The organism is Halomonas sp. GD1P12 (genome assembly GCF_025725645.1).
Lineage (GTDB): Bacteria > Pseudomonadota > Gammaproteobacteria > Pseudomonadales > Halomonadaceae > Vreelandella.
On the sequence record NZ_CP107007.1, the window covers coordinates 2440576 to 2455781 of the forward strand.

At 60.5% G+C, this 15206-nt stretch carries 17 protein-coding genes; 1 reads left to right on the top strand and 16 read right to left on the bottom strand.

What is annotated here, in order from left to right; genetic code table 11:
- Window positions 1–23: 23 nt before the first annotated feature.
- The 6 genes from OCT39_RS11180 to phaR all read right to left on the bottom strand — a co-directional run bounded on the left by OCT39_RS11180 (window position 24) and on the right by phaR (window position 4332).
- A complete protein-coding gene (locus OCT39_RS11180) occupies window positions 24–668 on the bottom strand; it encodes a 3-demethoxyubiquinol 3-hydroxylase (protein WP_263584547.1) in 645 nt (214 codons plus the stop codon).
- 31 nt (window positions 669–699) lie between these two features.
- Window positions 700–1041: a histidine triad nucleotide-binding protein gene (locus OCT39_RS11185; RefSeq protein ID WP_263584548.1), complete on the bottom strand. Its 342-nt coding sequence runs from the start codon at window positions 1039–1041 to the stop codon at window positions 700–702.
- A gap of 76 nt (window positions 1042–1117) precedes the next feature.
- Window positions 1118–1990, bottom strand: coding sequence for a phosphoribulokinase (locus OCT39_RS11190; protein WP_263584549.1), 873 nt, complete (start codon window positions 1988–1990; stop codon window positions 1118–1120).
- On the bottom strand, window positions 1990–2427 hold the full coding sequence (locus OCT39_RS11195; protein WP_263584550.1) for an acyl-CoA thioesterase: 438 nt from the start codon (window positions 2425–2427) through the stop codon (window positions 1990–1992). The genes OCT39_RS11190 and OCT39_RS11195 overlap by 1 nt, the downstream gene beginning before the upstream one ends.
- 56 nt (window positions 2428–2483) lie before the next feature.
- Entirely contained in the window at window positions 2484–3776 is a 1293-nt protein-coding gene (purD, locus tag OCT39_RS11200) for a phosphoribosylamine--glycine ligase (protein WP_263584551.1), read from the bottom strand.
- 85 nt (window positions 3777–3861) lie between these two features.
- Window positions 3862–4332, bottom strand: a complete 471-nt coding sequence (gene phaR, locus OCT39_RS11205; protein ID WP_263584552.1) for a polyhydroxyalkanoate synthesis repressor PhaR — start codon at window positions 4330–4332, stop codon at window positions 3862–3864.
- A 131-nt stretch (window positions 4333–4463) separates the two neighbouring features.
- Here phaR and OCT39_RS11210 point away from each other — a divergent pair, with 131 nt between their 5' ends.
- Window positions 4464–5177, top strand: coding sequence for a 16S rRNA (uracil(1498)-N(3))-methyltransferase (locus OCT39_RS11210; protein WP_263584553.1), 714 nt, complete (start codon window positions 4464–4466; stop codon window positions 5175–5177).
- 57 nt (window positions 5178–5234) lie between these two features.
- On the opposite strand, the gene OCT39_RS11215 is transcribed toward OCT39_RS11210, so the two are convergent.
- The 10 genes from OCT39_RS11215 to OCT39_RS11260 all read right to left on the bottom strand — a co-directional run bounded on the left by OCT39_RS11215 (window position 5235) and on the right by OCT39_RS11260 (window position 15005).
- On the bottom strand, window positions 5235–5792 hold the full coding sequence (locus OCT39_RS11215) for an ATP-dependent zinc protease (RefSeq protein WP_263584554.1): 558 nt from the start codon (window positions 5790–5792) through the stop codon (window positions 5235–5237).
- A 52-nt stretch (window positions 5793–5844) separates the two neighbouring features.
- Window positions 5845–7098: a lytic murein transglycosylase gene (locus OCT39_RS11220; RefSeq protein WP_263584555.1), complete on the bottom strand. Its 1254-nt coding sequence runs from the start codon at window positions 7096–7098 to the stop codon at window positions 5845–5847.
- Window positions 7099–7198: 100 nt separating this feature from the next.
- A complete protein-coding gene (locus OCT39_RS11225; protein ID WP_263584556.1) occupies window positions 7199–8770 on the bottom strand; it encodes a DASH family cryptochrome in 1572 nt (523 codons plus the stop codon).
- A 374-nt stretch (window positions 8771–9144) separates the two neighbouring features.
- A complete protein-coding gene (gene mnhG / locus OCT39_RS11230) occupies window positions 9145–9549 on the bottom strand; it encodes a monovalent cation/H(+) antiporter subunit G (protein ID WP_263584557.1) in 405 nt (134 codons plus the stop codon).
- Window positions 9542–9811 (bottom strand): cation:proton antiporter, encoded by a 270-nt coding sequence (locus OCT39_RS11235; RefSeq protein ID WP_263584558.1) that lies wholly within the window; start codon window positions 9809–9811, stop codon window positions 9542–9544. Before OCT39_RS11235 ends, mnhG begins: the two co-directional genes overlap by 8 nt.
- Window positions 9811–10284 (bottom strand): Na+/H+ antiporter subunit E, encoded by a 474-nt coding sequence (locus tag OCT39_RS11240; RefSeq protein ID WP_263584559.1) that lies wholly within the window; start codon window positions 10282–10284, stop codon window positions 9811–9813. Before OCT39_RS11240 ends, OCT39_RS11235 begins: the two co-directional genes overlap by 1 nt.
- Window positions 10281–11882 carry a Na+/H+ antiporter subunit D gene (locus tag OCT39_RS11245; RefSeq protein ID WP_263584560.1) on the bottom strand — a complete coding sequence of 534 codons (1602 nt, stop codon included), beginning with the start codon at window positions 11880–11882 and terminating at the stop codon, window positions 10281–10283. The genes OCT39_RS11240 and OCT39_RS11245 overlap by 4 nt, the downstream gene beginning before the upstream one ends.
- On the bottom strand, window positions 11879–12226 hold the full coding sequence (locus OCT39_RS11250; RefSeq protein WP_263584561.1) for a Na+/H+ antiporter subunit C: 348 nt from the start codon (window positions 12224–12226) through the stop codon (window positions 11879–11881). Before OCT39_RS11250 ends, OCT39_RS11245 begins: the two co-directional genes overlap by 4 nt.
- Window positions 12227–12244: 18 nt before the next feature.
- A complete protein-coding gene (locus OCT39_RS11255; RefSeq protein WP_263584562.1) occupies window positions 12245–12676 on the bottom strand; it encodes a Na+/H+ antiporter subunit B in 432 nt (143 codons plus the stop codon).
- Window positions 12669–15005, bottom strand: a complete 2337-nt coding sequence (locus tag OCT39_RS11260; RefSeq protein ID WP_263584563.1) for a putative monovalent cation/H+ antiporter subunit A — start codon at window positions 15003–15005, stop codon at window positions 12669–12671. The genes OCT39_RS11255 and OCT39_RS11260 overlap by 8 nt, the downstream gene beginning before the upstream one ends.
- Window positions 15006–15206: the final 201 nt, after the last annotated feature.

Below are 15206 nucleotides of genomic sequence, written 5' to 3' on the forward strand. Positions count from 1 at the left end.
GCACGAACGCCCAGTAATCGGGTTCAGGTATAGCGCGCCTTTTTCAACGACGCCCCGCCCAGCAGCCCCATCCCCCACTTGATCGGCGCGGGAAAGCGCATGCCGCCCGCTTCCAGCGCCAGCTGCGCGTGGTGCGTATTATCCGATACGACCTGGCGCAGCAGCGTGCGCGAACGCTGGTCATCCGCGGGTAGATAGTTCATCTGCTCACTCACCTGACGCCCGATGAGCTCCTTGGTCGCCGCGACCACGCCCAGCCCGAAGCGGTCGTTGATCAGCCCGGTCACGATGCCAAGCCCTACCCCGGCCCCGTAATAAACCGGCGTGAAGTAGCTGGTGCGGCTTTCGAGCTGCTCCAGGCGCTGCTGGCACCAGGCCAGATGATCGGTGGCTTCGCGCTGGGAGTGGTCGATCTGCTGACGCGCACGGGGCAGCATGACCAGCCCCACCTGCCCCTGGCAAAGCCCCTGCACGCCGGCGGTGGCCACATGCAGCACGCGCAGGGTGCTCGCCGCGTGACGGCGCTCGAGCTCACCGAGCTCGGACTCCGCCATGCTCGCGCTGGGATTGACCCGCTGCGCACCCCGGGTATTGGGGATCAGCGTGCGCAAAGCGCTATCGATGTGCGAAATAAAGCGATCCGAGCGGCTCAAGTGGCGTTCGCGCATCACGGTAACCTCGATTGTCCGACAGTCAGACTCAGCCGGCCGGCCAGGTGAACTGGCGACCGCCCATCAAATGCATGTGGATATGATAGACCGTTTGTCCGCCCATGCCGTTACAGTTCATCACCACGCGATAGCCGTCCTCGGCAAAGCCCTGCTCTTTGGCCAGGCGCGCGGCGGTGTACTGCAGACGGCCGACGACGGCCAGGTGCTCGGGCTCGATATCGTTGAGCGTAGCGATGTGCTGCTTGGGAATGATGAGCTGGTGCGTCGGCGCCTTGGGGTCGATATCGTTGAACGCCAGTACGTGCTCGTCCTCATAAACGATATCGGCGGGAATCTCGCGGTTGATGATCTTGCAGAAAAGACACTCCATGGCAGGCTCCTGTCGGTGAAACGGCGACTCTAAACGGTCAGTGAAAGGCCACGGCGAGCGGCGCTTGGCCTCTACCCTAGCGAAAGCGGCGCTGGGCGAGCAAATGGCGCACCAGCGGCGCCAGAATCAGCTCCATGGCCAGCGAAAGCCTCGCCCCGGGAACGACCAGCGTGTGCGGACGCGTCATGAACGCATCCTTGATCATGGCCAGAAGCCAGGGAAAATCCACCGTGGAGGGGTCGCGAAAGCGAATCACCACGAAAGACTCCGCGTCCGTCGGAATGTCCTGCACCTCGAAGGGGTTGGAGGTATCCACGGTGGGCACGCGCTGAAAGTTGATGTGCGTACGTGAGAACTGCGGCTGAATATAGCGCACGTAGTCGTCCATGCGCCCGAGAATCGTATCGATCACCGCTTCCTGGGAGTAGCCTCGAAGCTTGGTGTCGCGGTCGATCTTTTGAATCCACTCAAGATTCATGGTGGGGGCCACGCCGATCAAAAGATCCGCGTGGCGGGCGATGTCGTACTCCGGCGTTACCAGTCCGCCGTGCAGGCCCTCATAAAAGAGCAGATCCGTGCCGCAGGGCAGCGATTGCCACTCGGTGAAGGTACCCACGCGGTAGCCGGCTTCGATCTTCTGCTTGTCCTCGGCGTGGATATAGTGGCGAAACGTGCCCGAACCGTGCTCGCCGTACTCGGCAAAAAGCCCTTCGAGCCGGTCGAGCAGGTTGGCCTCGACGGCGAAGTGGGAAAGCTCATCCTTGCGCTCCGGTTCTTCACGAAAGATGCGCTGCAGATCCTCGCGGGTATAGCGGTGAAAGGCGTCGCCATCCACGACCGCGGCGTGCACGTCCTCGCGCAGAAACATGCGCTCGAAGCTTCGCCGCACCGTGGTAGTGCCCGCCCCGGAAGAGCCGGTCACGGCAATGATGGGATATTCACGCGACATCAATCACCTCGAGCGGCGTCAAGCGCGCGGGTAAGCTCGGAAGGGATGGCCACGGGCTTGCGCGCCGTCGTATCGATCAATAGCAGCGTGACCCGCGCCGTCGCCACCGGTTCCTGACGGTGGTTCAGTATTCGATGATAAACGACCAGCGCCTTGCCCTCGGGGTCGGGCACCGCGGTCTCGATGACGAGCGCGTCGGGAAAGCGGGCTTCACGCTGAAACGTCACGCTCAAATCCGCGACCACGCTTGGGTAGCCGCCCATGTCCCACTCCGGGCAGGAGAGCGCGACGAAGGCCTGCGCCCGCGCTTCCGCCAGCAGCGTCACCACGGCGTCATGGGCCAGGTGGCGCCCATAGTTCATGTCCGTGATGCGCACCGACAGGGGGTGGCGATGAACGATCATCGCCTCAGGGAATTCCAGCGTTACGCGCTCCATACCCGCCTCCCGGCCAAGCCTTTAATGAACAAACCTGTAATGGAAAAAGCCTTTGGTTAAAGTGACTGCTCGCGCGCAATCGCCCGGTGCGCAATATCGCGCCGGTACTCTGCGCCGGCCCAGCGTATTTTCTCTACGCCCAGATACGCCTGGGCCTGGGCCTCCAACACGCTGTCGCCAAGCGCGGTCACGCACAGCACGCGCCCACCGGCGGTCACGGCATTCCCCTCATCGTCTTGCGCGGTACCGGCGTGAAACACCTTACAGCGCTGCGCTTCGGCTGCCGTCAGGCCCTCGATGGTATCGCCCTTTGCATAGCTACCGGGATAGCCGCCGGCGGCCATGACCACACCGACCGCAGCGCGGGAATCCCACTCGCAGGTAAGGCCGGCAAGCTCGCCCTGGGCGCCGGCCAGGCAGAGCGCGGCGAAATCGGAGGTCAGGCGCATCATGATCGGCTGGGTTTCCGGGTCACCAAAACGACAGTTGTACTCGATCACTTTGGGGTTGCCCGCCTCGTCGATCATCAGCCCCGCGTACAAAAAGCCGGTATAGGCGTTGCCTTCGTCACGCATGCCGCGCACCGTGGGCAGTATCACCTGCTCCATGATCCTGGCATCGACCTCTGGGGTCACTACCGGCGCCGGCGAGTAGGCGCCCATACCGCCGGTATTGGGGCCGGTGTCGCCATCAAAAGCGCGCTTGTGATCCTGGCTGGTCGCCATGGGCACGACATTGTCGCCGTCGACCATGACGATGAAGCTCGCCTCCTCGCCTTCGAGGAACTCCTCGATGACCACCCGCGCCCCGGCATCGCCAAAGGCGTTGGCTTCGAGCATATCGCGAATGGCGGCCTCGGCCTCGGCCTCGCTCATCGCAACGATCACGCCCTTGCCCGCAGCCAGGCCGTCGGCCTTGATCACGATGGGCGCGCCGACCTCGTCCAAATACTCAAGCGCTGCGTTTACCCGAGTGAAGGTCTGATAGGCCGCCGTGGGAATCTGATGGCGGGCAAGAAAATCCTTGGTAAAGGATTTGGAGCCCTCGAGCTGAGCCGCCGCCTGGGTGGGCCCAAAGATGGCAAGCCCCGCCGCCTGAAAGCGGTCGACCACGCCCAGCACCAGCGGCGCCTCGGGGCCAACGACGGTCAGCCCGATGCGCTCGCGCTGGGCAAAGGCTACAAGCGCGTCGATATCGGTGGCATCGATGGCCACGTTTTCAAGCGAAGGCTCAATGGCGGTGCCTGCATTGCCCGGCGCGACGAACACCTTCTCGACCAGACTCGACTGCGCCAACTTCCACGCCAGGGCGTGCTCGCGCCCGCCGCCACCTATCATCAAAACGTTCATGTCTTTCCTTCTCAAACGGGTGCGTTACCTGGGCGCATTATGCCACACCTGTTCACCCGGTGGGCGGACCCGGCAGCGCCTTTGCTCACGAGGGCTTGCTATCGTCGTCTTCTTTTGAGGGCTCGGTCGGGTGGGGCTTGTTGAGCGCGCTTTGCCAAAAACGCATGTTCTCTTCGGCCAGCTCGCGCATCAGCTCCATGGGCGAGTTCTTGAGCGCCTGCTGCCACTGGTTCTGCATACGCTTTTGCTGTTGCAGCATCAGCTGCGTGCCCTGCTCCAGGTAGCGCGCCAGCGGCAGCGGCGACGACATATCGTAGACACGAATGAGCTGAGCCAACAGATCGTTGGAGAACACTTCGGCATCGCTGTCGGCCTGCTCCTGCTCGATGATGATCGACAGCAGGATCGTACGCGTTAAGTCCTCACCGCTTTTGGCATCCTCGACGCGAAAAGGCGCTTCGTCGATAATCAACCGCCGCAGGTCTTCAAGCGTTACATAGCGGCTTTGCTGCGTATCGTACAGCCGCCGGTTGGCATATTTGCGAATCACGCGCACAGCGCATCTCCTTAAACGCGGTAAAGGCTTTGTCGCCGTTGCCCGTATTGTGCCTGCAACGCGCACGCATGCAAGCCGAGTCGGTCAACTCCGCCTCTAGACCTTTCATTGACGAGTATTTAGCGAACCACATGAACCTGATACTACTGGCCCCCGACGAGCTCGACGCCGACCGCCGCGCCACCCTGACCGACGCCAGGCGCCTCGAGCACCTGATCCGCGTTCACCGGGCGAAAGTCGACGATACCTTTACCGTGGGCGTGCTGGGTGAGGGCGTGGGCAGGGCACGCCTGGCCGCGCTGGATGATCAGCGCGCGGTGTTCGAGGTGCCCGTACTGAACCAGCCACCGCCCCCGGCACTTCCCGTGCACCTGGTGCTGGCATTGCCACGCCCGCGTATGCTCGCGCGCACTCTCGAGCACGTGACCGCGCTGGGGGTCAAAGCGCTGACGCTGCTGCATACCAGCCGCGTCGAGAAAAGCTACTGGCAGTCGCCGGAGCTTCACCCGGATAAAATACGCCAACATTTCATTTTGGGGCTGGAGCAAACCCAGGACACGATCCTGCCCGAGATCACTCTCTGCCGGGGGTTCAGGCCCTTTCTGGAAGATCAGCTTCCTGCACTGCTAAAAGACCGGCGCGGGCTGTTGGCCCACCCGGGCATGCCTAACGCCTGCCCGCGCGAGGTCGACGAGCCCACACTTTTACTGGTCGGCCCCGAAGGCGGATTCATTCCCTGGGAAGTGGAAAAGCTGCTGGAGGCGGGCTGCGAGGGCATTCATCTGGGCCCTCGCATTTTACGGGTCGAAACCGCGGTGACGGCGCTGCTATCGAAACTATTTTAACTTCTTCAAGCTATTCTGATCTGCTCAAAGCGCTTTTGATGCGCCGCTACGCGGTTGTTAGTCCTGATCGTCTTCGGGGTCGAAGGCAACGTAGTTGGAATCGTCCGAGCACTCGGGTTCTTGTAAGAAGGTGTTTTCCACGTCGAGCAGGCCCAAATGACTGATGGTGCGCCGACCCAAGAGCATCGGGTAGATCATCTCTTCGCGGTCGCGAAGGCTAAACTGCTCTTCGTAGACCGTGTCGCCCATGCAGACGTCGAGCAGCACGACCGGGCGCTCGTCGCGGCCGCCGGCGCCGCGAACGGTCTGCTCGCGGTGCAACGGGCGCTCGATTTCATCGCTGAAGGTGTCGCCGCTGCCCTGGTCTTCGAGCTGCAGGCGAAAGCGCACCCACTCCTCGCCCTCTTTTTCGAAGGTTTCGATATCGCGGGCGTCGAGCGATGAGGTGAGCGCACCGCTATCGAGCTTCGCCTTCACCATGATATCCCAGTGATCGATCACCGCGTTCTCGACCCAGCCGTAGACCTTGCGCTCGTCAGCCGAAACGGCGCTACTCGCAATGAGTGCCCCGGAAAGCGCGCATAGCCCCAGTACGTGTGAAAAAGCCTTGCTCATTGACAGTCATCCCTGATGAAAAAAACAGTGGCGTTCGTTGATGGATCGAGCGCTAACGAAGGCGCTCGAGCAGCGACTGCGTGGCGAAGCCGTCCGGCGTCAGCCCCTGGTCGCGCTGGAAGGCGCGCAGCCCGCTTTGCGTGTTGGGCCCCATGATACCGTCCGGCGTGCCCACGGCGTAGCCGGCAGCGTTGAGCCGCTGCTGAAGGCTTCTGACATCGTCGCGCGTCAATGGTGCCTCGTCGCGCGGCCAGGCCTGTGAAATGCCCGGTCGTCCGGCGATGGCGTCGCCTAGTGTGCCCACCGCGAGGGCGTAGCTGGTGGCGTTGTTATAACGAAGAATGGAGCGAAAGTTGGGGCCGACCAGAAAGGCGGGCCCCTGGGCGCCGGCGGGCACGATGATCGCTGCGCTATCAAAGTCGGGAAGCTCCCCGCTGACCGCGCGCACGCCCTGGCTTGCCCACTCGCGGGTCGACCGGCGCTCGGTCTGGGCGTAGTCGAAATCATTGGGCAGCATGACTTCACGACCCCAGGGCTGGCCCGGCTGCCAGTTGGCCTTCGCAAGATAGTTGGCGGTAGAGGCCATGACGTCGGGAATACTGCCCCAGATATCGCGGTGGCCGTCGTTGTCGCCATCGACGGCGTAGGCTTCGAAGCTCGAAGGAATGAACTGGGTGTGGCCCATGGCCCCGGCCCAAGAGCCTTTCATACGCTCGGCGGTGATGTCACCTTCATCGATGATTCGAAGCGCGGCCAGAAGCTCGCCTCGGGCGAAATCGCGGCGCCGCCCGTCGAAGGCCAGCGTGGCGAGCGACTCGAGCGTCGAGAAATCGCCGAAGTTACTGCCGTAGTTACTCTCGATCCCCCAGATCGCCACAATGATTTCGGCCGGAACGCCGAAGCGGCTCTGCATCTCGGCGGCGGTTTGACGGTGCGCTGAAAGCTTTTCGCGGCCATTGCTGACACGCGTATCGGATACGGCAGAGTCGAGATACTGCCAGATCGGGCGCACGAACTCCGGCTGATAGCGGTCGAGCTCGATGACGCGCTCGCGATAGCGAACGTTGTCGAACGCCGAGGCCAGCGTCGCTTCGCTGATCCCCTGGCTTCGCGCGTATCGGCGAAACTCATCGCGCCACTGCTCGAAGTTGGCATAGCGAAGCTCTTCGGCGCCGCGGGCGTCCACTTCGCTCATTAGCTCGAGATTGGCGTAGGCGGGGCTGGCGAGCGCCAAGCCCGCCGCAAGACTCAAGGCACCGAGCTGAACGCCCCGATAGCCTGCAAACATACTGGTTTTCAACGACATGGTTTCAATCTCTTGGCTATCCCTGGCAGAGACTGATAATGGCTTGGAAACGCACGGCTTGCCAGCGTGGCCGCTAGATTCCATCAACGCCACTCCGCCGCTACTCTTCGGCCTCTTCGATCTCCTCGATCGATAGACTGGAAGCCTGGCGCGCACTCTCGGATGCCGACACTTTCGAATCGTTGCGCGCAATTTGGCGCTCCAGCGGACTTTTAACCCGAATGGAAGTATCACCCTTATCGGAAGTATCACCCTTATCGGCGCTGCTCGATAATGGCCTATCCATAAGCCAGCGATCCCACTCTTCCGGCTCGACACAAGGCGGGTCGAAGCTTTGCGGATCGCTACGCCAAGGCTGATGACGATCGACACCAAAATCGAGGTTATCGAGCTCGGGAAGCCAGTGAGCTACGTAGAGGCCTTTCGGATCGTACTGTTTGGCCTGCTTCAAAACGTTGAAATAACGGTCCTTTCGCCCATCGCGACCAGTACCGGCAATATGACTCCAGTTACCCCAGTTGTTGGCAGCGTCATAATCGATCAGGCAGTGTTCGAACCACTGAGCCCCGAGGCGCCAGTCGACCCCCAGATCTCTGACCAAAAAACTTGCCACGTTCTGACGCGACCGGCTCGAAATCCAGCCAGTATGGCTAAGCTCGTGCATGGCAGCGTCGACGAACGGCACACCGGTTCTGGCTTCGCGCCAGCGGTCAAAATTTTCACACGGCCTCGATAGCGCTTGTTCCCCGAACAGCTTGGGACCTTCCACTTGGGCATTGCGGTGAAAATAGTCGCGCCACATCAGCTCGAACACGATCCACTTGCTCGACTCACAGGCACCGTTGACCGCCTCCCAGGCCTTGACCTCTTCATAGACCTGTCGCGCGGAAAGACAGCCACAGGCAAGCCAGGGCGAAAACCGCGTTGAAAAGGTGTCACCCAAAAGACCATTGCGGGTCTTTTTGTAGGACCCGGCACCGTTGATATGCCAGAAGTAGTCATGAAGGCGATCACGCGCGGCGGCCTCGCCGCCAATGAAGTTGAACCCCTGGCGGTCATCGGGCTGCCAGAAGGCGCTCTCTTCGCTCACTTTTTTAAGCGGTGGAAAACCACGCGAGGCGTTTTCCGGCCAGCCAGGCAACGTATAGGGAGCGGCGAGCGCTTCGCCAAACGACCACTGCTTTTCGATCCGCTGGCGAAACGCCGAGAAACTACCGGGCATGTCGTCGAGCTCGAATGGAAGCTCCTCACGATTAAAAAGATAGCCGCTTTCGATGCGCTCGAGCGCTGTCTCGTCGGGCAGCGTGTTATCGATTTGGTCGAGCAAGCGAGACTCTTCGACGCCCGCGTGTTCCATCGTCCGCACGCGACGCGCTCTGTATTGATTAGCAAGCTGTACAACTATTTGTGCGGGCTCGCCGATGCGCACCAGCAAATCGCTACCGCGCTGTAGAAGCTCACCACGAAGCGCCATCAGGCTTTGCCATAAAAACCGCAGCCTCGCAGGCCCCAGTCGCGGCGTCGCTTCTCCGGGTAAAGCAGGCTCGAGTAGGCGCTGGTCGAGTACGAAAAGGCAAATAAGCTGATCGGGACGGGAGTCGAATCTCAATAACGGATTGTCTGATACCCTTAGGCTATTGTTTATCAAGACAATATCGGTAGTCGCTTGCATCAAGAGTCTCCTGGCGTACCTTGCTGGCTGGGTGTGCATGGGCGGAGTAACCGCTTTAGCGCTCCACATCAGCTGTGCGTCCATCCTCGATACGATATGAACGCGAGTATAGAACGCGGTCCTCGTAGGCTTTTCACCAACTCCAGGGCGCAGCAGTAACGGGTTTCAAAACGTTTACAGCGTAATTACTGAACAGATTATCTTATACAATACAATTATTGTACATTAAACAACCACCTTTTTTGCAAGCCATTTCAGCTATAAACAAAAAAGCCGCCCTGTTGAAGGCGGCTTATTTAATAACATAGGTTATTAAAATACTGTTTTAAAACCGTTAAAAATCGAGTGGTACAATTTTTGATGGTTGACCCTGACTACTCGGAATCCCCACTCTTTGCCGGTCGTTTGGCGTTCTCTTCGGTTTCAAGGCCGCTTTTGAGCTCGTGAGTCAGCGGGTCGTAATTGGGCTTTAACTCATCCTTGACCGTACCGCTCCAAAGTCTGGACCCAACGAAGTACCCTGCCCGCCCAATGACGTGAGCTGCGACAGGCGCGGTCATGAGAATGAACAGGATGATGGCAAAGGAGCGCGCTACCACGCCCACCTCGGCAAAGTGCATGGCCGAGGCCAGCATGATCAGTATGACGCCAAGCGCGGCGGCCTTGGTGGTAGCGTGCATGCGCGTCAGCAAATCCGGCAGGCGCAAAAGGCCAATGGCGGCCAGCAAAATGAACAGCGAGCCGCTGAGCAGTAGCGCCCCCTTGATGAACTCAATCATCCCGCGGCCCTCCTCGTTCCAAAAACCGGGCAAAGCCGATCGCGGCCAGAAACCCCATCAGTGCGATGACGATGGCAGCGTCCAGAAAGCTGGCGACACCCGACTGCACGGCGTACACCCCGACGAGCCCGACGACGGTGGTGGAAAAAAGCTCCAGCGCCACCACGCGGTCGGGAAGGCTTGGGCCTCTCACCACCCGCACGAACGTCAGCATCAGCGCCAGGCCCATGATGATCTGGCAAATTAAAATGACGGTACTCATTAGCGAAACAGCTCCAGTGCGCGATGCTCCATTTCCTTGAGGTTGCGCCGCAGCTCGTCCTCGTCATCCAGAAACATGGCGTGAATGTAGAGCACCCGGCGATCGTCAGAGACGTCCAGACTCAGCGTCCCCGGCGTCAGCGAGATCAGATTGGCCACCAGTGTGATCTCCATTTCGGTACGCGCCGACAGCGGCATGGCGATGACGCCGGGTTTCATGTGCCAGGGCGGCGTCAGGATGTCGAAAGCAACGCGGAGATTCGCCTGAATCAGCTCCTTGATGAAAAAGCCAAGAAAGCGAAGGATACGCGGAATGCGCGCCGGGTAGCCCTTGAGCGCGTCCACCTGGTGCTCGATCAGTACCAGCGCGATATAGCCAAAGATCATCCCCACCAACAGGTTCAGCCCGGTAAAATCGCCGCTCAATAGCACCCAGGCAAGACCCAGCAGCAGGTTCCAGATAGCACCGGTCATGGCAGCTCCTCCCTGAGGGTGCCGGAAGGCTCGGCGTCAGACTCCAGCGGCTCATTGATGCTCGCCTCGGCGCCGTCAGGACTTCCCAGCACTGCTTCTACGTAGCCCGCCGGGTTGAAAAGCTGCTCGCCAATCAGCGTCATTACGCGCATGATCGGCTCGGCGAACACGCCAATCAAAAGGGTCACCGCCGCCAGCGCCACCACGGGCAGATACATCAGCCAAAGGCCTGGCTTCAAGAGGCGCCCGTCATCGCCCACCGGTGTAGGCGCTTCGGGCACCCGATTGTCCTCGGGCAGCGCCTTCCAGAACACCTCGTTCCAGATTTTCACCATCGAGTAGAGCGTCATCAGCCCGACCGCCAGCGCAATGCCCGTGGCCACGTAGGCCTCGGCCTCGAAACCCGCGCGAATGAGCACGAACTTGGCGAAAAACCCGGACAGCGGCGGCACTCCGGCCAGCGAAAACGCCGAGACGAAAAACGCAATGGCAAGCCCCGGCGACTGGCGATAAAGACCGCCCATCTTCTTGAGCTGATAGGTGCCCTGCAGCCGATGGGTAATACCGCTGATCAAAAAGAGATTCGTCTTCACCACGATGTTATGCACGATCGCCAACACCCCGCCGGCAATCGCCAGCGGAGTGAAGATCGCCAACCCCAGAATCATGTAGCCGATCTGGCTGACGATATGAAACGACAGAATACGGCGAAACTCGTACTGCGCCGCCGCGCCGAGTACGCCGGTTACCATGGTGAACACCGCGCCCCACATCAGGATATCCTGCAGATACCCCATGGTTTGATCGAAAATCAGCGTGAACACGCGGAAAAGCGAATACACCCCCACCTTGGTCAGAAGGCCGGCAAACAGCGCCGAGACCGCCACCGGCGGCGTATGGTAGGAGGCGGGCAGCCAGAAAAAGAGCGGAAACGCGGCGGCCTTGATACCGAAAGCAACCATGAACATCACCGCCAGCACCTCGACCATGCCGGTGTGCTCCATCTGCTCCATACGTACGGCGATATCCGCCATGTTGAGCGTGCCGACGCTGCCGTATAAAAGCCCGATCGCGGTGAGGAAAATTACCGACGCCAGCAGGTTAAGGGTGACGTACTTGATCGCCCCTTCCATCTGCGCGCGTTCGCCGCCCAGAATTAACAGCGCAAAAGAGGCCACCAGCATGACCTCGAACCAGACATACAGATTGAAGATATCGCCGGTCAGAAACGCCCCGGCCACCCCTGCCAGCAGCAGGTGCATGAGCGGGTAGTAGCCGAACTTCTCGTGGCCGTGGCCGGTGGCGGCCAGCGAGTAGATTCCCATAGCCAAACCGATGAGTCCGGTCATGAGGATCATGACCGCGCTCAGCATATCCGCAATCAATGTAATGCCAAACGGCGCCGGCCAGCTGCCCATCTGAATGGTGACGTAGCCATCTTCCAGTACGGACACGAACAGCCACAGGCTGACGAGCAAAAGCGCGGCGTTACCGGCCACGGCCAAAAAGCGCTGCATCGGCCGCGAGCGCCAGAACAGCAGCGAAAGCGCCCCACAGAGCAGCGGCAGCAGAACGGGCAGAGCGACTTCGGGCCTCACGTATCGGTATCCTTCATCTTGTCCAGATCGTCTGCCTTGACGATCTCATAGGCGCGGCGGATCAGCACCACGGCGAAGGCCAGCACGCCAAACGCAATGACGATGGCGGTCAACACCACCGCCTGAGGCAGCGGGTCGGCCACTTCGCCAAGCGGCTGGGACATGCCCTCGGGAATCAGCGGCGGCGCACCGCGGGTCATCCCGGCCGCGGTGAAGATCAAAAGATTTGCGGCATTGGAAAGCAGCAGCAAACCGATGACGAGCTTGACGATCGAGCGTCTAAGCATCATGAAAATGGCGGTGGCGTACAAAAGCCCGATCGCCAGGGCCATTATCGGCTCCATGGGTAACCTCCCTGTCCTTTAGGGTTCATCCTTGTCCACCTCCATCAGCGCCATGACCATACCGATCACCGAGCCCAGCACCGCCAGATACACGCCGATATCGAAGATCAAGGGAGTCGACGCCTTGAACTCGATCACCGGAATGGTCCACCACTGGGCGGTCAAAAAGGGCTGATCCATGAACCAGGCGGGCACCACCGAGATCATGCCGAGCAGAAGTCCAATGCCGATCAGGTCTCGCGGGTCGAGCATGCGCAGCACTTCGCGCGTGGCGCTGACCCCGAAGGCGAAGAGATAAAGCGTAAAGCCGCCCGCCGCCACGAGCCCAGCGATGAAGCCACCACCGGGCTCGTCGTGGCCGCGCAGCAGCAAGAACACCGAGAACATCAGCTGCAGTGGCATCAAAAAGCGCGCCGCGGTATTGAGGATGATCGTGCCGGATTTAACCATCGTAAGGCTCCCTTGGCGCGTCCTTGCGCTTTGCACTGGCGGCGGCGTGGTTGAACTTGAGCATGGCGATCACACCGATCGCGGCCAGCGCCAGCACGAACATTTCGCCCAGCGTATCCAGCGCCCGATAATCGACCAGAATGACGTTGACGATGTTGCGCCCAAACGCCAGCGGCGCGCTGTTTTCCACCATGTAGGCGGAAATCGGTTCGAACTGGTCGATACTCCAGGCCGTCATCACCAGCAAAAAGATCAAAACGCCCATGGCCGCGGCGACGACGCCGTCGCGAAAGCGCTCGAGGCTAGTGGAGAGATTGGAAAAGCGCGGCAGACGAAACAGCACCAAAACGAGCAAAATGACCGTCAGTGTTTCGACCAACAGCTGGGTGATGCCCAAGTCCGGCGCGCTAAAGAGAATGAAGATCAGCGCGATCGAAAACCCCATGATGCCCACTGACACCACCGCCCCCAGCCGCGAGCGCGAGATGGTAGCGAACAGCGCCCCCATCGCCATGGTGGTGACCACGATGATCTCGTGAAAACGCGCATCGAGCTCCAAACGCAACACCGGCGCGTGGCGCACCAAAAGCGAATAGCCCACCAGCGCGATGAGTACCACCAGCATGACGAGAATGTAGTTGCGCATGTAGCCGTTTTGCAAAAGCCGGGTTTGCCACTCTGCGACGCGCACAATGACATTCAGGGCCCCATCGTAGCCCGCTTCCGGCCCGCGGCGCTGAATCGGCGCCAGCACGGAGAGCTTGCCGCGCACGCTGTCCCAGCGTTTGAAGAGTAAAAATCCGAGCGCCAGACTCACAATTGATAAAATCAGCGCGGCGTTGACGCCGTACCAAAGCGACAGCGTCACCTCCAGCGTCTGACCGACGATGGCGCTGGCCGCCGCCGTGAGTAGCGCATCGATGCCGAAAAACGCCGGCGCCAGACCAAAAAACAGCGAGCCAAACGCCAGAAGTCCGGGGCCCACGAGCATGCTGAACGGCGCCTCGTGAGCCTCGGTGGGCGTTTGCCGGCGCTTGCCAAAAAACGGGCGTATGGCCACGATGGCCGCCACCGCAATCGTCAGAATCGCCGAGGCGAAGGCAAGCCCCAATAGCACCGCCTGGAAACCCTCGGCGCCGAGTACCGCCTCGAGCATTAGCTCCTTGCCGATGAAGCCAAACAGCGGCGGCACGCCGGAAAGCGACAGCGCCGTGACGAAAGCGATGACCGCGGTGACCGGCATGACCCGGCGCAGCCCGCCCATTTCGGTCACGTCCTGGGTACCGGTTTCGTGATCGAGAATGCCCGCCACCATGAACAGCGCCCCCTTGTAGAGCGAGTGGGCCAGCATGAAGGTAACGAAGGCGGTCATGGCGTAGTCACTGCCGATGCCCAGCAGCATGGTCAAGGTGCCCAGCGCCATGATGGTGGAGTACGCAAGAAGCTTTTTGATATTGGTGTGATGAATGGCCAAAAAGGCGCCGGTGAACATGGTGGTCGCGCCCACCAGCGACAGTGTCCAGACCCAAAGCTCGGTGCCGCCCAGCTCCGGCTGTAGCCTGGCCATCAGGTAGATGCCCGCCTTGACCATGGTGGCGGAGTGCAGGTAGGCCGACACCGGTGACGGTGCGGCCATGGCGTTGGGGAGCCAGAAGTGAAACGGAAACTGCGCCGACTTGGTGAAGGCGCCGAGCAGCAGGCAGATCACCATCGGTGTGTAGAGCGGATGCTCGCGAAGGTCCTCGCCCCCGGCCAACACCTCGGAAAACGACCAACTACCGCTTGTGATGCCCAGCAGCACCAGCCCCCCCATTAGCGCAAGTCCGCCGGCCACGGTAACGAACAACCCCTGGCGGGCGGAGTTACGCGCTTTTAGATCGGTATGGTTGAAGCCGATGAGCAGATACGAAGTAACGCTGGTGAGCTCCCAAAACACGAACAGCGTCAAAAGCCCATCGGCCATGACCAACCCAAGCATCGACATCATGAAGCCGAGCATGGCGACGTGAAAGCGGGCGATATCCGGGCTGCCTCTCAAATAGCCCCCGGCATAGACCAGTACGAAGGTGCCGATGATGGTGATCAAGAGGCCAAAAAGCAGCGATAGCCCGTCGATCATGAAGCTAAGACTAATGCCAAGGGAGGGAACCCAAGCCCATTCGAGCAGCAAGGGCTCGCCGGCCACCACGGTACCGGCCTGGCTCAGAAGCCAGGCGGCGATAGTGGCGGGAAATAGCGCCAGTATGAAACTCGCCTGCTCACCGAACCAGCGATTGATCAACGGCGCCGAGGCCGCTAGTAGAAAACCCAACAGGATGGCGAGCTGCATCTGACACGATCTCCCTGACTGATAACCGCCCAAGTAATGGGCTCGACGCGGCGACACATCCATGTTCACTGCGTTGAATAACTGTGATTGAGTATGCCTCACCTTATAGCAGCCGCGGCGCCGTTTCCACAAAACCCGCCTGCGAACAGGACCGCTATTTTACTTAGCCTGCTATTTTAGCGATTGAAATCATTCACATTA